8 protein-coding genes are annotated in these 18,195 nt (G+C 56.0%); 5 read left to right on the top strand and 3 right to left on the bottom strand.

Going from position 1 to position 18,195, the window contains the following annotated elements:
- Positions 1-299: 299 nt before the first annotated feature.
- A complete protein-coding gene (locus HPC62_RS08870; RefSeq protein ID WP_172354941.1) occupies positions 300-3,800 on the top strand; it encodes a PAS domain S-box protein in 3,501 nt (1,166 codons plus the stop codon).
- Between the two features lie 14 nt (positions 3,801-3,814).
- Positions 3,815-4,915: a hybrid sensor histidine kinase/response regulator gene (locus HPC62_RS08865; protein WP_172354939.1), complete on the top strand. Its 1,101-nt coding sequence runs from the start codon at positions 3,815-3,817 to the stop codon at positions 4,913-4,915.
- Positions 4,916-5,092: 177 nt separating this feature from the next.
- Here HPC62_RS08865 and HPC62_RS08860 read toward each other — a convergent pair whose 3' ends face one another.
- From HPC62_RS08860 to HPC62_RS08850, 3 genes are all read right to left on the bottom strand, one after another.
- Complete coding sequence (locus HPC62_RS08860) at positions 5,093-7,600, bottom strand: right-handed parallel beta-helix repeat-containing protein (RefSeq protein ID WP_172354937.1); 2,508 nt, start codon at positions 7,598-7,600, stop codon at positions 5,093-5,095.
- 203 nt (positions 7,601-7,803) lie between these two features.
- Complete coding sequence (locus tag HPC62_RS08855; RefSeq protein ID WP_172354935.1) at positions 7,804-12,459, bottom strand: cadherin-like domain-containing protein; 4,656 nt, start codon at positions 12,457-12,459, stop codon at positions 7,804-7,806.
- An 832-nt stretch (positions 12,460-13,291) separates the two neighbouring features.
- Complete coding sequence (locus HPC62_RS08850; RefSeq protein ID WP_172354933.1) at positions 13,292-13,666, bottom strand: VOC family protein; 375 nt, start codon at positions 13,664-13,666, stop codon at positions 13,292-13,294.
- Positions 13,667-14,074: 408 nt separating this feature from the next.
- On the opposite strand from HPC62_RS08850, the gene ureC reads away from it, so the two are divergent.
- From ureC to HPC62_RS08835, 3 genes are all read left to right on the top strand, one after another.
- Positions 14,075-15,784 (top strand): urease subunit alpha, encoded by a 1,710-nt coding sequence (ureC, locus tag HPC62_RS08845; RefSeq protein WP_172354931.1) that lies wholly within the window; start codon positions 14,075-14,077, stop codon positions 15,782-15,784.
- A 364-nt stretch (positions 15,785-16,148) separates the two neighbouring features.
- A complete protein-coding gene (locus HPC62_RS08840; protein ID WP_172354929.1) occupies positions 16,149-16,592 on the top strand; it encodes a hypothetical protein in 444 nt (147 codons plus the stop codon).
- Positions 16,593-17,017: 425 nt separating this feature from the next.
- Complete coding sequence (locus HPC62_RS08835; RefSeq protein WP_172354927.1) at positions 17,018-18,187, top strand: LL-diaminopimelate aminotransferase; 1,170 nt, start codon at positions 17,018-17,020, stop codon at positions 18,185-18,187.
- Positions 18,188-18,195 lie beyond the last annotated feature (8 nt).

The raw sequence follows: 18,195 nt of genomic DNA, 5'->3' as shown, positions 1-18,195 counted from the left end.
TAGACATGCCTAGTAAAAGGAACGGATGAGGACTTGATTTCTGGAACAGAAGTCGCGTATGTGTGAAACTCTGGCTTCATCATAGAAAACTATGATGGAAGTCTGCCAAAGCGCATGAAGAAGAGATTAAGGAAGAAGTAGTGAAGAAATCTGTAAAAAACTGGCGGCAGTTCCGTTGTCTAAAGTTATGAGAATTTACGGGTTTATTTCCGTTTCTTTAGAGCTTTTATAAAGCTAGTGTGCGATCGCCCTCCATTCCGCTTCATGTTTGTCTGAACAGTATCCGATGACAGTATCCGATGGACGAATCGCAAGCGCCTAAATCTCAGCTTCCTTTGGTCTCGTCTGCGGCGCAGGCGGGTGATTTGGACTGGGTTCCAGAGGGCAAAGCCGCGCTGCGATCGCGCATTGCCGAGCTAGAAGCCCAACTTCAGCAGCAGCAGGCCGCGCTTCAGCAGGCCCAGGCCGCGCAGCAAATTGGGGAGCAGTTGCAGGGATTGCTGGATGGCGTGGATGCGGCGATCGCCCAGATTCGACACTTTGCCGATGGGCGCTGGTACTACACTTACTGCTCTGCTGGATATGCCCATATCTTTGGCTACTCCGCACAGGAGTTTATCGCGCAGCCTGGTCTATGGCATGAGCAGGTTCATCCAGACGATCGGGCGATCGCCCAAACCATCTTTGCCAATATCCTCGCGGTTCATGCAGACACCCCATCCAGCCAGCGTACCTTTGCGGTGGAATATCGCTTTACCCACAAAACCACTGGCTTGCGGTGGATTTCTACGCGCTTTCGCGTAGAAAAGCCCACTAAGTCTGCTGACGGACAGACAAGCTGGATCGCTAACACCCTCAGCATAGACATCACCGACCGCAAGCAGGCAGAACTAGCCTTGCAAGAGCAAGAGTCCCTGCTGCGGCTGACCTTAAATCTTAACCATGTGGGCACTTGGAAATGGGATTTGGCTACTGGCCGACTGGATTGGAACGAGAACCATTTTCGGTTATTAGGACTGTCTCCCACCGATGTCGAACCTACCTACGAACACTGGCAGCAGGCTGTCCATCCAGATGACTTGTCTTGGGTCGAAGAAAACGTGCAGGCGGCGCTGATCCAGCAAACCGACTATCGAGCCGAATATCGCATCATTTTGCCCGATGGCACCACCCGCTGGGTGCTGGGGCTAGGGCGGGGGCTATATGCTGCCTCTGGCACGCCCACTGGCATGATTGGCATCATTATGGATATCACCAGTCGCAAACAAACCGAAGCCGCGTTGCGGCTGTCTGAGGCGCGGCTGGCGGGCATTCTCGACATTGCGGCAGACGCTATTATTTCGGTTGACCAGTCTCAGCGAATCATTCTGTTTAACCAGAGTGCCGAACGCATTTTCGGCTACAGCAGCGCTGAGGTGATGGGGCAGTCAATTGATGTGCTGCTGCCCCAGGATTTCTTTGAAACAGACCGCGAAGCAATCCATGAGTCAACGCTGTTGCGATCGCCCCATCAGCGATCGCCCCATCAGTCAGAACAGCCGTCTCAACGGGGCAATCGGCTTTTAGGCGAGGTGCGGGCCCGCCGCAAAGACGGTAGCGAGTTTCCGGCTGAAGCCTCGGTGTCCAGGTTGGTACTCGGCGGAGAGGTCGTGTTCACCGCCATCCTGCGAGATATCAGCGATCGCAAGCGAATTGAAGCCGATCGTTTGCAGGCCCAGGCCTCGCTGCATCAGCAGTTTGCCCGCGAACGAGCGCTCAACCGGGTCATGCAGGCGATTCGCAACTCGCTTGACCTGCAAGATGTCTTCGCCACTGCCACCCGCGAGGTCGCTTTCTTGCTGGCGGTGAACGGCGTTTGGGTGTCGCGCTACGACTCGCAGCGGGGAGTATGGGTGGATGTGGCCAGCTATGCCCACAGCGCCAACTTTCGTCCATCGGGTCTAGAGATTCCCGATGACAATAACCCGATTGCGGCTCGGCTCAAGCGCTTGGAAATTGTGCAGATCGAGCGCACAGGCGACCTGTCGGGTGTTGATCCGGCATATCCAGTTGAGGGCGACCCCGTATTGGGCCACTGGCTGCTGATGCCGCTGCGGGTGGAGGGCTTGGTGTGGGGAGCGTTGGGGCTGGAGTGCAATAGCCACTCAAAAACCTGGCGAGAGGACGAGCTGGCGCTAGTACGCCTGGTTGCTGATCAAATGGCGATCGCCATTCAGCAGTCCCATCTCTATCAAACGGCCCAAGCGGAACTAGCCGAGCGGCGGCGAGTCGAAGCCGATCTCCAGCGCCTCAACCAGGATCTCGAACAGCGGGTGCGAGAGCGCACTGCCCAGTTGCAAATTTCGCTGTCTACTGCCCAGATGGGTATCTGGGAGCGCGACATGGCTACCGGAGCGCAAACCTGGTCGCCAGAAAACTACGCCATTCTGGGCTATTGCACTGATGCCGACGGGCGCGTGCTGGATTCCCACGGAAACGAAATCAGTCCCCGCCCGGTTCACCAGTCGTTTTATGACCGGGTGCATCCCGACGACCGAGAGCGGCTAGACAAAATTGAGTACGACTGTTTGCAAACCCACATGCCTTACGACTTAGAGTATCGGGTCGTCTGGCTAGACGGCTCTACGCACTGGCTCTACGAACGGGGCACGTATCTATTTGATGACGCGGGCGTTGCGGTCAAGCTGATCGGCGTGACGATGGACGTAACCCACCTCAAGCAAACCGAAGCGGCGCTGCGCCAGAGCGAAGAAATGTTTCGACAGTTGTTTGAAAACGCCCCGATTGGCATTCTGCTGCTGTCGCCAGAGACGGGGCACATCCTGCGGGCAAACCAGCGCTTTTGTCAGATGTTGGGCTATACCCCGGAGGAAATGACCCGCTTCACCCCCGCAGATATTACCTATCCGGCCGACTGGAATTTGTCTGCACCGCTGCTGGAGCAAGCCATGCGCGAAACCAGTCGCCTCGGTAGTCCGCAAGAAGTTCCCCATTTCCGCATTGAAAAGCGCCTGATTCACAAAGACGGGCAGATCCTCTGGGTGGAGTTGACGGCTTGCTTTGTTCGCAATGATTTGAGCCGACTGGGCTATGGCGTGGCGATGGTGCAGGAAATTGGCGATCGCAAACAGGCCGATGCCCAAATTCGCACCTCCCTCCAGGAAAAAGAGGTGCTGCTCAAAGAAATCCACCATCGCGTCAAGAATAACTTGCAGGTGATTTCCAGCCTGCTGCGAATGCAGGCCCGCCGCCTAGACGATCGCACCACGGCCACGCTGCTGCTGGAATCCCAAAATCGGGTGCAGTCGATGGCGATTATCCACGAACAGCTTTATCAATCAGCCAATTTCTCGAAAATCGACCTGGATAACTACATTCGTCCGCTGGTGGCCAATCTGTTTCAGACCTATGGGGTGAGCCAGCAGCACATTGTTCCGGCGATCGCCACCCACGGACTCAGCTTCAACCTCAACACGGCTATTCCCTGCGGACTGATCATCAACGAGCTAGTCTCCAACGCCCTAAAATATGCCTTTCCAGAGGGCCAGTCCGGTAATATTACTATTTGCGTAGAAATTCAGCCACCCGCCGACGACAGCACGACATCCCATCTGGGAACGCTAACGGTGAGCGACAATGGCGTTGGAATGCCGCCCGATCTGGACTGGCAGCACACCAACTCCCTGGGACTGGTCATCGTCCGCAGCCTAGTTGCTCAGTTGCAGGGCGACCTGGAGCTTCAGCGCGAATCGGGGACAATGTTTATCATTCGCTTCCCAATCGCAAACCCGTCTGCTTAACCGCTTGCCGTCCTATGCCACCCACTCGTCTGCTCATTGTTGAAGATGAACACCTCATCGCGTATGACCTGCGGGAATCGCTAGAGCGGCTTGGCTACGAGATTGTAGCAATTGCCGACACGGGCATCGACGCAGTGCGCCAAGCTGAGCAACTGCGGCCAGATCTAGTGCTAATGGACATTCGGCTGCCTGGAGAGATAGACGGTATCGATGCTTCCGCACAAATTCAAACCCAGCTCCACATTCCCGTGGTGTATCTCACGGCCAATGCTGATCAGGCCACGCTAGAGCGGGTTGCAGCCTCGCACCCCTATGGATATGTCCTCAAACCCTTTAACGATCGCATTCTGGCAACCACGATTGAAATTGCCCTGGCCCGCCATCGCGCCGAAACTGCTGCCGAAGCGGCTCAGCAATTGACCGAAGCCGAAATGCAGCGCCGCGCCGAACATCTGGCAGTGGTTTCTCACGAAATTCGCACGCCGCTGATGGCAATCCGCGCCTGTGCTGACTCGTTGCAACGTTATGGCAATCTGCTCCCTCCGGATAAACAGCAGCAGCATCTTCAGCAGATTCAAACCGCAGCCGAAAGTCTCAGCCTCTTGCTAGAAGATATTCTCCTGCTAGAGCGAATGCATTCTGACCATCTGGAATTCTTCCCTGCGCCCATCGATGTCGCCAGCTTTTGCGAAGAGCAGGTCGAGGTCTGGCGTTATACCTCAGATCATCAGTGCGAATTGGCTTTCTTTTCGGATGGAGCGCCTTGCATCACCCGGCTTGATCACAAGCTGCTGTGGCATGTGGTGAACAATCTGCTGTCGAATGCAGTGAAATATTCTCCAGAAGGGGGCTGCGTATCTCTGACGGTATCTTGCCAACCGGATACGATTGGGCTTCAGGTCAAAGATGAGGGCATTGGCATTCCGCCAGAGTCTCTGTTGCAGTTGTTTGAGCCGTTTCATCGGGCCAGCAACGTCGGCGAAATTCCCGGCACGGGGCTGGGGCTGGCGATCGCCAAACGCTGCATCGACCTCCACGGCGGTCAGATCAGCGTGGAAAGCACCTTGGGGGAAGGGACTGTGTTTACCGTGCAGCTCAACCGCTCGGAGGGCTAATATGAGTTCCGCTAAGTGGTGCCCAGTAGTGCTACTAAAGTGCTACTAAAGTGCTACTAAGTGGCGCTACGCCTGAAACTCCTGGAAGCCCCCCAGACGCTTGACTCGCTATCCAAAATCGCAAATCCAAAATCCAAAATCGCCAATCAATGCAAGGATTGCAAACAGACGGCTCAACTATCGGAAGCAAGACTGCGCCCCCGGCTTGTTCGTAAACACGGGCGGCCCCGGCAGCACTTCCACCGTCCCCGTGTTGCGTGTGGCAACCGTTGGCAAATCGCCCACCTCAAATAGCCCCCCAGCCGGGTTGCTCAGGCGAATTCCGGCTGCGCTGCTGTTGTTGTTCACCACTGCACACACATCAGCGGCATTGCTGGTCGATGTAACGGTCAAATCTGGGTTGCCTGCCGTCAGATTGTCGGCAATCCGGTTGTCCTGAATATCGGCAATCGCGGTCGCACTATTGTTAATCGTGAGTCTGATGCCTGCTTGCTGATTGCCAACAATTTCATTGTCGCTGATGCCGCGAGAGTTGTTAGCCCGATCGGTTACAAATTCCTGAAATGAGCGATTGTTTGCAACGGCCTGGATACCCGGCCCGCCGTTGTTGCGGATGATGTTGTTCCCAATGCCAAACTCCTGAGCCGACAGTCCATTGGCCGTGATATCAATGCCTGCGCCGCCGTTGTTTTCAATTCGGTTGCGGCGGAGGTAGACTTCTTGGGCAGAGGTGGTCAGGCTATCCAGCACGCTGCCAACAACCTGCACCCCTGCGCCGCTGCTGCCTTGAATGAGGACGTTTTCCAGGGTGACCTCCTGAGAGCCTGTGTTATCCGCCTGAATCAGAACCCCCTGGCCACCGCTGTTGAGAATGCGGCCCCGGCGGAGGTCGATTTGCTGGTTGCCTACGTCGTTGGCTTGTACCAAAAGTCCCTGGTCGCGGCTGTCTGTAATCACCACGTTTCGCAGGGTGATGGTTTGTTCGGGTGTGAGGCTGGCGGGGCGATCGCCCTCCACCACCATCTCAATCCCCACCCGCTGACCGCTGGATCGATAGCGGGCAATGGTCACTTGGGTCGTACCGTCAGTAGTGTTGCGAATCAGCATCCCCTGCCCAGAACCGGCCCCGCCCGCAATGTTGCGAAGCTGATGGTCAAAGATAACGACGCTGCCCGTCACGTTGTCCAAGAAAATGCCGCGATCGCCCGCATTCCGAATCGAGTTATCGCGCAGTTCCACGTCTCGAACGCCATTGCCCATGATGGCACTGCCCGCCGCATCCTCTAGGCGGAATCCAGCTAAGACGGTGCGGTTCCCCAATCTCACCAGATCTGGGCCGCCGCCCCGGATAACCGGAAAATTGCCATCGCCCGACAGAGGCAGCCGCACCAAAACACCATCCTGGTAATTCAGGACTGGGGAAAAGGGCAGCCGCACGTCTGTTCTGGGAAAGCCAGGAAAGGGCAAGCCACCGAGTAGCTGCACGGGGCCCTGAGATAGCACCTGCACCCGATCGGGAATGGTGAAGGCAGGAATGTTCACCCTGCGCCCTGCATCAACGTACACCACGTCGTTGCCGTCAGAGCGAGTGGCATTGAGAGCCGCTTGAACCGTCCCAAAGGGTCGCTCAAACGTCCCGTCGCCACCCGGTCTCCGGCCCAAAATCACATGATGAAACCGATACGGCTGCTCTTCTTCTGGGTTCATCAAGGGCATCGTCACCTGCTGGGTCGAGCGCTCGACTTCTTGTTGACGATCAAGGGCAATGCCTCGCGCCCGCAGAATTGGCTCGCCGAGTCTAGCCTGAACCAGCATCGGATTGCCAATTGGGCCGCGAGGGCGAATGCGAGGAAAGGTAAGCGTTGCAGAGAAGAGTAAGTTAGTGCCAAACAGATCGTCATCTTGGAGGGCGAGGACAAAGTTCAGACTAGGATTAACATCGGCATCCAGGCGCAGCCGCCAACCCAAGGTACTGTCGCCGCCTGCGGGGTCATAGAAATAGATGCCGCCATAGCCCCGCAAGTCTCCTCCCTGCCAGTGGGCAAGACGAGCGCCTGCTTCCAGGTCAAACCCGCCAGCGGCCGCTTCGTAGGTTCGCAATCGCTGCTCCTCGATCAGACTTTCCAGGAGCAGAAAGTTGCCCTGAAAGCGGGTGCTGGTGTTCAGAATGCTGCTGATTTCCTGTTCGCGATCGACCTGACGGCGATCGCCAATCGGCAGGTAAGCATTGAAATGAAAATCCCAAATCGCGCCTAAGCTTTCTAACCCCAGCCCCAACTGATGAAACGTATTACGCCGGGTCTGGCGATTATCGTAAGCCAGATAGCCCCCCCAGATCCGGTTGTCATCCGCATCGTAGAATCGGTGACCCAGAAGAAGACTGCCGCCGACGTTGCTCTCTTCACCCAGATAAAGCCTTGGCTCTAGGAAGGTAATCCGCTCCCCCGGAGATTGATGCAGCGGGATAAATCCTTCCAGGTTTACTGCCTCTTCATAACCCGATCCACCCGTGTTGTAGCCTGCGCTGGCCCGCACTGGAATGGCCAGGTCAATTGCAGAATCACTCGTGGGAGTATCGGGCAGGGGGGCTTCCTGGGCTTTGATGGGGCTTGGATTGAGAAAACCACTCAGTAATATCTCTAGCAGGAGTCCACAGGAAACAAGCTTTAGGGGAAAACACTTCATCTTGGTTAGGGGTAAACTCGACAAAACACGAGGCAAATAAGATAAGACCGCAGGAAATGCAACTAGAGGGTATCTGGAAATATCCATAGGACTTACGCACTTGCAATTAAGGGTTCTGGGTTTTGGATGATTTCTCGCGGGCGCAGCCCGCGAGAAATCATCCAACTGCGTAAGTCCTAATCCAGAAAGATGCCAGATACCTTCTAGAAAATAAAGTGACGAGCTTGCAGGGTGTTTGCATTTACGGCTTCTAGCACGCCCAAGGTCGCAAACTGACCCCCAATTTTGACATCCACTTGAGTATCTGCACCCACCTGACGGAGACGGATGTTACTCATGGAGCCATGACCTCGGAAGATGGCTCGCAGGTCGATGCGATCGCGCACAATCTCAAAGTCCGTGATGACATCGCCAAATTCAGACTTCGAGCGATAGATAAAGAGGTCATTGCCTTGTCCACCAGTGAGGCGATCGCGTCCTGCACCGCCGATGATCCGGTCGTTGCCGCGGCCTCCGTTAATCACGTCGTCGCCTTCGTCACCTACTAGCAAATCGTTGCCACCGCCGCCGTTTAGCGTATCCCGACCCGTGCCGCCAAAAATCCGATCTCGACCACGCCCCCCATTGAGGAGGTCATCGCCTGCTCGACCGTGGATCAGGTCGTTGCCGCCGCCGCCGTTAATGATGTCATTCCCATCCCCGCCATCTAGGTCATCGTTTCCAGTGCCGCCGTTGAGGATATCGTCACCTTCATCCCCTCGCAAAACATCAGGATCGCTGCCACCGTTGATGATGTCGTTTCCGCCCCGACCATTGATAATATCTCGGTCGCTAAATCCGTTTAACACATCATCCCCGTCGGTTCCGATGATGGTGTCTGACCCTGAGGAGCCGTTGATGATATTCTGGGACGCAATTTCAATCGTGGTTGTCGCAGGCGGGCTGGTCAGCGTGCCATTGCTGACGACCACCGTGATAGTGCGATTGGTGGTATCTACAGAGCGGGCGGAGTTGTTGTAGGTGATGGTGGCGATCGCCCGCTTATAATCCGCTAGGGATGCCGCACCGCTCAAAATTAGCTGACCCGTCGCAGGGTTGTAGGCAGAGGCGGTAATCCCCGGCGGCAGGGCACCCCGAATGCTAAGGCTCTCCAAGGTACCATTCGGTCGATTGACCAATGTAATCACAGCCTGCTGAAGAATCGTGCTGCCAGCGCTATTAATCGTCAGGTCAATATCAGCAACCGGCGCTGGAAATCCTTGCACAAAGCGGGTCTGATAATCCCGCCCAGAAACACCACTACTATCGTCCGAATCCAAATCAATCGTAAGCGCAGGATTTCCATCCGTCCCTGTGACTGTAATGCTCAGGGTCGAGGTGTCAGTGCCACCGTTGCCATCGCTGACAGTGTAAGTCACAGGCGGCACTGGCCCTGTATATCCCGTCGCTGGAGTAAACGTAAACGTGCCGTTCGCGTTAATAGTCAGCGTGCCAATCCCCGGCAGGTTGGCCGTTTGTCCAGCAGTGAACTTGGTTGTGCCAATAGTGAACTCGGTGATGCTGAGCGTGTCGCCATCGGCATCTGTCGCATTACTCAGTAGATTGCCGCTCAGCGGGTTGTCTCTTGCCACACTGAGGGTCTCATTGCCGTCAATAGGGGCGCTATTGGCAGGAATAACTGTGATGCTGAGCGTAGATACATCCGTCGTCTCGCTACTATCCATGACGGTGTAAATCACAGGCGGCACCGGCCCAACATAGCCCGTAACCGGAATAAACGTGAACGTACCGTCTGTGTTAATGGTCAGTGTGCCAATGCCTGGAATTGTGGCAGTATCGCCTGCACTGTAATAAGTATCACCGTCAATTGTGAACTCGATAACGCTAAGTGCATCACCATCTGCATCTGTTGCGTTGTCTAGCAAATTGCCACTTAGCGGGGTATTTTTGGCGACGCTGAGAGTCTCGTCATCATCGATGGGTGGATCGTTGACTGGAGTAACCGTGATGCTCAGCGTTGAAGTGTCTGTCCCGCCGTTGCCATCGCTAACCACATAGCTCACAGGCGGCACGGGGCCGTTGTAGTTTGGCGCTGGGGTGAAGGTGAACGTGCCATTGGCGTTAATGGTCAGCGTCCCTACGCCGGGAATGTTGGCGGTGTCCCCGGCGGTGTAGGTGGTACTGCCGATGGTGAACTGGGTGATGCTGAGGGTGTCGCCGTCCACATCCGTCGCATTCGACAGCAAATTGCCACTCAGCGGAGTGTCTTCTGCAACGCTGAGGTTCTCATTGCCATCGACGGGTGGATCGTTGACTGGAGTAACGGTAATGCTCAGCGTTGAAGTGTCTGTCCCGCCGTTGCCATCGCTAACCACATAGCTCACAGGCGGCACGGGGCCGTTGTAGTTTGGCGCTGGGGTAAAGGTGAACGTGCCATTGGCGTTGATGGTCAGCGTCCCTACGCCAGGAATGTTGGCGGTGTCCCCGGCGGTGTAGGTGGTACTGCCGATGGTGAACTGGGTGATGCTGAGGGTGTCGCCATCCACATCCGTCGCGTTGCTCAGCAGGTTCCCAGTTAACGGGTTGTCTTCTGCGACGCTAAGAGTTTCGTCGCCGTCAATCGGTGGATCGTTGACTGGAGTAACGGTAATGCTCAGCGTTGAAGTGTCTGTCCCGCCGTTGCCATCGCCAACCACATAGCTCACAGGCGGCACGGGGCCGTTGTAGTTTGGCGCTGGGGTAAAGGTGAATGTGCCATTGGCGTTGATGGTCAGCGTCCCTACGCCAGGAATGTTGGCGGTGTCCCCGGCGGTGTAGGTGGTACTGCCGATGGTGAACTGGGTGATGCTGAGGGTGTCGCCATCCACATCCGTCGCGTTGCTCAGCAGGTTCCCAGTTAACGGGTTGTCTTCTGCGACGCTAAGGTTCTCATCGTCGTCTACAGGAGGATTGTTAACCGAGGAAACGCTGATGCCGATGGTAGAAGTAACCGTGTTGCTGTTTTGCGCGCCGTCATTGGCAACAAAGGAGAAAACACGAGGCGTTGTGTTGGGGGACGAAGCTGTGTTGTTGTATTGAAGGGATTGCAGCAGGGCGCTTACGGCTGCGTTGGAAAGATCGCCGCCGCCGTTCCGAGTAATTGTGAGGGTGGCGGTTGTCCCAGACACAGCAACGCTGACTGCAAAGGTCGTGGAGCCGATCGTCACGGTTCCACTGTTAGCAGTCCCTAGGATGAAAGGTGTGCCGCCGATAATGAGGGCTTCGCTGTTGCCATTGGGAGCGTTGACGGAGATGGTGAGCGTTTCGATATCTGCGCCGCTGTTGTTGGGGTCGAAGCCGGAGGCATTCGGTGCTGTGATGGCAACCGCACTGCCTGTGAAGGTCGCCTGAAAGTTGAAATCATTCGGGCCACCTGTGATATTGAAGGGGTCGAGGTTGAGAGTAGGAGCCAAATTGCTACCACTCCTCACAAAGATGCCGCCGCCTGCCACCAAATCCAGGCCCCCTTGTCCTGAGGCACTAGAACTGTTCAGGGCTGCATCCGTCAAGTTCACTAAGTCCGTACCCACATCATTAGGAAAGACGGAGTAGCCAAAGAAGGTTTGTCCTGCGCCAATACCCAGGGCCGAATAGCTCAGGAAGACCCCGCCGATATTTTGAGCCGCGATATTAGAACTGAAACGAGGATCGCCCCCTGCCCCCATGTCATTCAGCACGGCAGTGGACAGGTTGAAGCTTGAAGCCCCCCAGGCCGATGTGGGCACAACCTGTAGGGGCCCGTAGGCAGTTGGATTGCCGCTAGCATCTACGGCTGTAATTGCAGCAATCGTCAGTGGGTCGTTGCCGCCCCGCTCTAGCAGAAGGAAGCCGATGTCGTTGAGGTTGGCGGCGGTGGGAGCCGTGAGGCCACCGCTGGCGATGAAGTCGATCCGTTCGATGTTGTTGATGTTGTTGTCGCCCTGATTGGCAAAAACGTTATCAACCCCTCGATTGATCACATTGCCCAAGAGCGCCTCCTCCATCGTGTTGATTCGAGACGGTCTCAGGTTGAGGACGTTGCTAGATGAATTAAGGTTCTGTATTTCGTACCAAAAGACCTGACGACCCTCAGCGTTGGAGACACCTGGATTGGGGATACGCCGGAGCTTGAGCTGATCGATAAGCTGGACAAGGTTGTAGGTGGATGATGCAGCGGTGAAGCCAGAAATGACGAGATTGTTGTTGGTGCCGACTGGAAAGTTGTAGGTGTAGGGTTCGTTGGCAGTGCTGTCGCCATCAGGGTTGCCGACTTCGTTGGCAGTGTAGGTGCTGGTGTTGTCCGGGAGGTCTACATAGTTGGCGATGATGCCGCTGATGCTCACGGGAGCCAGAAGACCCGGATAGCGATGGGCGGCTGCCGTCGCAAAGGGCAGGGCGATCGGGAAAGCGCTCGTTTGGGTATCGAGATGCCAAGTGCCACCGAGGGCCGCATTGCCCACGGGACCTGAGGATGCTGCGATGTTGGCCCCCGTGAGGCGATGGAGGCTTTCGACAAAGGCGGTGCCAACTTCACCCGCAGCCACGTTGCAACTGTAGAGCAACAGGTCTAGGGGAGCTTGGGAGATTTTCCGGCGCTGACGGATACGGCGCAGGGCTTCCTGGTAAGCCTGGAGGGTATCCTGGCTCAGTTGGGTATTTCCCAAAAAGATGCGGCCAGGTGCGCCGTGGGCCAGGATATGAACCTGCTGGAGATGGGGGAACTGCTGTAGCCACTGAATGAGTGTTTCGACCCCATTTTGAGTACGGTCAATGACTGCAACTTTAATGTGCTTGCTGGTGTTTTGAAGAAGTTGCTGGACGTTTTCGACCGCTGAGTCCACAAGGAGAAGAGAGATTCCTACTGTATCCATATGACCTTGAAAAATCTAGCTACTTTTGTCCTTGCTTAAGCCTCAATTAAGCTTTTGTCTAGGTTTCTTTTTCTGAAGCAATCGCAGTGAGACGGCTCTAGCAAGTCGGCTCAAGTGAAGCTTCAGGAGATGGCAAGCTGCAAGCAGCAGATACCCAGAAGCGCTTGCTTGCGGTCTTTTGTAGGAAGGCTCGAACAGTGCTGGAACACAAGTCGTGCCTAGATGCACCCGCTAATAACGCTATCTATCTACGTGCTGATTGTCTCCACTCGCTGGATTCTGCTAAGGCAGAAGGCACCTCAAAGAGCGGATGTGCAGCTAGAGATGGGTATGTCAAGCTTAGGTAGAAAGCTAACTAAGGGCAATTGCCTGCCCTTCGAATGCCCGCGAGATAAATGCGGCACCGATCAGTAGTTCAGCAGTTCAGCTTTTGTATTATAATATACATCAGTCCCTCAATCTAAAGTACCCTATCCGTCGAGATTTCTTGCATAAGTGGATTCACGTGTAGACAGCTTTGTCACAGCTATTTGGAGGAATAAAAATACGTGTTTTTACGGGTGGCTCAAGATTAGGGATCGAGGGGGCGATGGTGATTCGAGAATTATGTGGGTTATCACGGCAGCGGTTTCTATTAGTTTTATTAATTGAGGTGATAAATTTTCTGCAAGGCGGCAAGGCATTCGTAATTTCGCTGGGAAACTAGCATAAAAACCTAGCGAATGCATGGCAAAATCTTTATGGAGAATCTCGATTGCGGGTTTGAGTTGCTTCTCCCTGAATCCCTTTGAGCGGAACAAATTCACAAAGCCACCTTGTGCCCGTCCAAATCGCGGACAAAGCAGCCGTAGTAGGCGGGGCTGTAGTGTGGGCGGGGGCCAGGTTCTCCGTCTGACGTGCCGCCTGCGGCGATCGCTGCCTCATAGAAAGCATGAACTGCCTCCTTGCTTGCCGCGATGAAGGCGACATGCACCCCGTTGCCTGTGGAAGCAGGCTGCTCATTGAACGGGGTCTGAATCCAAAATTCGGGAAACAGCTTGCCGTAGGCCGCAGCGCCGGGAAATTCCTCAATCTTGCGGCAGCCCAGCGTTGGTAGCACCTGGTCATAGAAAGCGACAGCCTGCTCGAACTGGTTCGTGCCCAGGGAAACGTGAGAGAGGATGCTGGGAGTGTCCATGATAGGGAGCGCTAAGAGCTAATTTGTAAAGGAGCCTGAAAGCCTTGTTAATCAAGGATTTCCGAGAAACCGCTTTTCCTGGGCAAACATGACCTCAAAGCCACACATGCCAAGAGTTTCAGGCTTCTTAAGATTTGCTTCATAAATTAGCTCTAAGGGGACGCTGGGGAGGTGGAGGGATTGTTAGTACAGTCAGAGGGTAACTTAACAGTACAGAGGCATGAATAGTACAGAAGTACGAGTTCCTGGGGCGATCGCCGTTAAAAAGCTTAACTTTTGCCGCCAATTGGTCTGTTTGGCTACGCCCCGTGCTACATTCTGCGAGTTAAAAGAAGAGGGTTGATTTTGCTGCCTTTCATCTTCAAGCAGCAACGCTATCCCTTGACTCCTGACCCCCAAACTCCAGCTATGAGCTATCGCATGGATCGCCGCGCCTATGCGGAAACCTTTGGCCCAACCGTGGGCGATCGCGTCCGTCTGGCCGATACCGAACTGATTATCGAAGTCGAGCAAGACTTTACCACCTACGGCGACGAGGTGAAATTTGGCGGCGGCAAGGTGATCCGCGACGGCATGGGGCAATCGCCCATTTCCCGCGAAGATGGTGCAGTGGATGCGGTAATTACCAATGCGCTGATTTTGGACTGGTGGGGCATTGTCAAAGCCGATGTGGGCATCAAGGACGGGCGCATCGTTGGCATTGGCAAGGCGGGCAATCCTTACATTCAGGACAACGTGACGATTGTGATTGGGCCCTCAACGGAGGCGATCGCCGGAGAAGGCATGATCCTCACAGCGGGCGGCATCGACTCGCACATTCACTTCATCTGTCCGCAGCAGATCGAAGTGGCGATCGCCTCTGGCATTACCACCATGATCGGCGGCGGCACCGGCCCGGCCTCCGGCACCAACGCCACGACTTGCACTCCCGGCGCATGGAATATTCACCGAATGCTAGAAGCAGCAGAAGCCTTTCCGATGAACCTGGGCTTCTTGGGCAAAGGCAACAGCGCCAAGCCAGAAGGACTGCGGGAACAGGTGGAAGCCGGAGCCATTGGGCTAAAGCTGCACGAAGACTGGGGCACAGCCCCAGCGGCGATCGACACCTGCCTTAGCGTGGCTGAAGAATACGATGTGCAGGTTGCCATCCATACCGACACGCTAAACGAAGCGGGCTTTGTGGAAGACACCCTCGCCGCCTTTAAGGGGCGCTGCATCCACACCTACCACACCGAAGGCGCGGGCGGCGGCCACGCGCCAGATATTATCAAAGTCTGCGGCGAACTGAACGTGCTGCCCTCCTCCACCAACCCCACCCGCCCCTACACGGTGAACACGCTGGAGGAACACCTGGATATGCTAATGGTGTGCCACCACCTCGATCGCGGCATCCCCGAAGACGTGGCCTTCGCCGAGTCGCGCATCCGTCGGGAAACCATTGCCGCTGAGGATATTTTGCACGACCTGGGAGCCTTCAGCATTATCTCGTCCGACTCGCAGGCCATGGGCCGCATCGGCGAAGTGATCACTCGCACCTGGCAAACGGGGCACAAAATGAAGGTGCAGCGGGGTCCACTGTTGCAGGATTCCGAGCGCAACGACAACTTCCGCGCCAAGCGCTACGTGGCCAAGTACACGATCAATCCGGCTATCGTTCACGGCATTTCTGATTACGTTGGCTCGGTGGAAGTGGGCAAAATTGCCGACCTCTGTCTGTGGCGACCCGCTTTCTTTGGCGTGAAGCCAGAGCTAGTCATCAAGGGCGGACTGATTGCCTGGGCGCAGATGGGCGATGCCAACGCCAGCATCCCCACGCCGCAGCCTGTTCACATGCGGCCGATGTTTGCCAGCTATGGAGGGGCGATCGCTAACACGTCCTTTACCTTTCTGTCTAAGGCTGGTGTGCAAAACGGCATCCCCGAAATGCTGAAGCTCCAGCGCGAAGTGTTGCCCGTGTCCAACATTCGCCAGGTGACCAAAAAAGATCTGAAGCTGAATGACTACACGCCGCGCATTGAGGTCGATCCCGAAACCTACGAAGTCCGCGCCGATGGGGAACTGCTGACCTGCGAACCTGCCACCGTGCTGCCGATGGCCCAGCGCTATTTCCTGTTTTAAGCAAGTTGAGCCATTCAGCTTCATATTCCCGATTGCCGAATCGGTCATTTGCATAGGTCAGTTGAAGAAGTGGCCTATCCCACCGGGCACTTGAGGAACTGTCATAGGATTTGGCTAGTCCTCAAAAATAAATGACACGATCAAATCATCGAGCAGGTGGGCTCGCGCTGGTTACTGGAATTGCCGAAGCGACGGATCGATCATGATTTACCCATGATTCACCCGTTGGGCTTTGGGCAGAGGATGACGGATTTCGGACGGGTTTGGAAGAAAGCTGGGAAGCAGGGTGGCCCCGAAATCAATCCCGAAATTAATTCAGTGGCGATCGCCCCTCTCGCGGAGCGTATGGGGAGTAGATAGGAACATGACACGTAAAGCAGCCTTTCAAAAGAGCAGATTTCATATCAACTGGCAGATTGTGCCCACGGCCGCGCTGGGCGTGCTGGCTATGTCGCTAGCGGCGATGGCCCAGGTCACCACACCGCTGCAAGGAGAGCAGGTGATTAGCGGCACTTCTGGCGGGTCGCAGGCTAGCAGTTGCGGCTTTGTGAGCGATCGCCCCGTGCAGACCGTGCGCGTTACCGAGGCCTTTACCTCGCTGCGGTTTCGCGTCGAGGGTGGTGGCCGCCCCACGCTGCTGATTTTGGGAGCCGATGGCAGCGTCAAGGGCTGTGCCCGCGCCACCAACTTGTCTAATGGCGTGATCGAAGCGTCGGGGGCCTGGGAGCGTGGCAATTACTCGGTATTCGTCGGCGATCTAGAGCGAGGCAGCCGCCATCCCTTCAGCCTGACAATTGTGCAGAACTAGCGTGCAGAACTAGCTTGCAAAACTGGCTGCAAAACTGGGCAGTCGTCTCAACGTCACCCGGTTGAGGAGGATGATTTGAGGAGGATGATTTAGGACGCTTGGCTCGGATGTCTGGCTGTGGGCGATCGCCCCCACCTAGCAACGGAGAAGTCTGTCCACAGCGGGAACCGCAGGCTACGGTTCTGCGTCAAGCTTAGAAGCCTGGAGGTTTTCCTGAAAATCGACACTTGGAAACTTGTGTGAAAACTAGCGCTTGAGGTTGCGCTGGAGGTTGCGTTTAAGGTGCGCTCGGTGCGTTAGGGTGGGGATGGGGTTGCCGTCCTCACCCGATTTTTTTGGAGGGAGTGCGGCGCGATGTCAAATCTCATCCAAATCTCATCACTGTTATCCCAATACCCCAAGCCCCCTCGTCTCTCAAGCCTAAAATGCAACTCGCCAATCGCCTCCAACCGCTGCGTACCAATGTCTTTGCCGATATGGATCGGGCCAAGGCGCGGGCCCGGGCGCTGGGCCGCGATGTAATAGACCTGTCGCTGGGATCGTCGGATTTGCCCACGCCGCCCCATGTGCTAGAGGCGATCGCCCAATCGCTGCCCGACCCCAGCACCCACGGCTACCTGCTGTTTCACGGCACGCGGGCCTTTCGAGAAGCAGCGGCGCAGTGGTATATGCAGAAATTTGGCGTTGCAGTAGACCCCGAAACGGAGGTGCTGCCGCTGGTCGGTTCTCAGGAAGGCACGGCGCATTTGCCGCTGGCAGTGCTAAATCCGGGCGATTTTGCCCTACTGCTCGATCCGGGCTATCCATCCCATGCGGGCGGCGTGTATTTGGCGGGCGGGCAGATTTATCCCATGCCGCTGCGGGCGGAAAATGGATTCCTGCCTGTGTTTGACGATGTGCCTCCGCCCGTGCTGGCGCAGGCGCGGATGATGGTGCTGAGCTATCCGCATAATCCCACAGCGGCGATCGCCCCGCTCTCGTTTTTCCAGCAGGCGGTCGAGTTTTGCCAGCGGCATGACCTAGTGCTGGTTCACGATTTTCCCTACGCAGATTTGCACTTTAGCGCCACGCCGCCGCCCTCGGTGCTGCAAGCCGATCCGCAAAAGCGCTGCTCTATCGAGTTTTTCACGATGTCCAAGTCCTACAACATGGGCGGCTTTCGCGTGGGCTATGCGATTGGCAACGCGGAGCTGATTCTGGCGCTGCGGCAGGTAAAAGCAGCGGTGGATTTCAACCAATATCGCGGCATCTTGAATGGGGCGATCGCCGCGCTGACGGGCCCCCAAGACACCGTGCAAACTGTGGTAGACACCTTCCGGCAGCGGCGCGATGTGTTCCTCAGCGCCCTCCACCGCATCGGCTGGGCTGTGCCCATTCCCCACACCGCCATGTACGTTTGGGCAAAGCTGCCGGAACCCTGGGGCGATCGCTCTGTCGATTTTTGCACTCAGTTGGTCGAAGCCACGGGCGTTGCCGTTTCCCCTGGCGCAGGCTTTGGCAAATCCGGCGAGGGCTATGTCCGCTTTGCCTTGGTTCACGACCCCGCTATTTTGGAAACCGCCGTAGACCGCATCGCAAGTTTCCTGACGCAATAGGAGAAACT

Source organism: Thermoleptolyngbya sichuanensis A183, assembly GCF_013177315.1.
GTDB lineage: Bacteria > Cyanobacteriota > Cyanobacteriia > Elainellales > Elainellaceae > Thermoleptolyngbya > Thermoleptolyngbya sichuanensis.
Note: the sequence above shows the minus strand (reverse complement) of the source record. Positions and strands in the feature narration are given on the sequence as shown.

What these genes read in the sequence shown, in the direction of transcription:
- HPC62_RS08870 (WP_172354941.1), top strand. Translation starts at nt 300, where the DNA reads ATGGACGAATCGCAAGCGCCTAAATCTCAGCTTCCTTTGGTCTCGTCT.
- ureC (WP_172354931.1), top strand. Translation starts at nt 14,075, where the DNA reads ATGAGCTATCGCATGGATCGCCGCGCCTATGCGGAAACCTTTGGCCCA.
- HPC62_RS08835 (WP_172354927.1), top strand. Translation starts at nt 17,018, where the DNA reads ATGCAACTCGCCAATCGCCTCCAACCGCTGCGTACCAATGTCTTTGCC.
- HPC62_RS08850 (WP_172354933.1), bottom strand. Translation starts at nt 13,666, where the DNA reads ATGGACACTCCCAGCATCCTCTCTCACGTTTCCCTGGGCACGAACCAG.
- HPC62_RS08840 (WP_172354929.1), top strand. Translation starts at nt 16,149, where the DNA reads ATGACACGTAAAGCAGCCTTTCAAAAGAGCAGATTTCATATCAACTGG.
- HPC62_RS08860 (WP_172354937.1), bottom strand. Translation starts at nt 7,600, where the DNA reads ATGAAGTGTTTTCCCCTAAAGCTTGTTTCCTGTGGACTCCTGCTAGAG.
- HPC62_RS08865 (WP_172354939.1), top strand. Translation starts at nt 3,815, where the DNA reads ATGCCACCCACTCGTCTGCTCATTGTTGAAGATGAACACCTCATCGCG.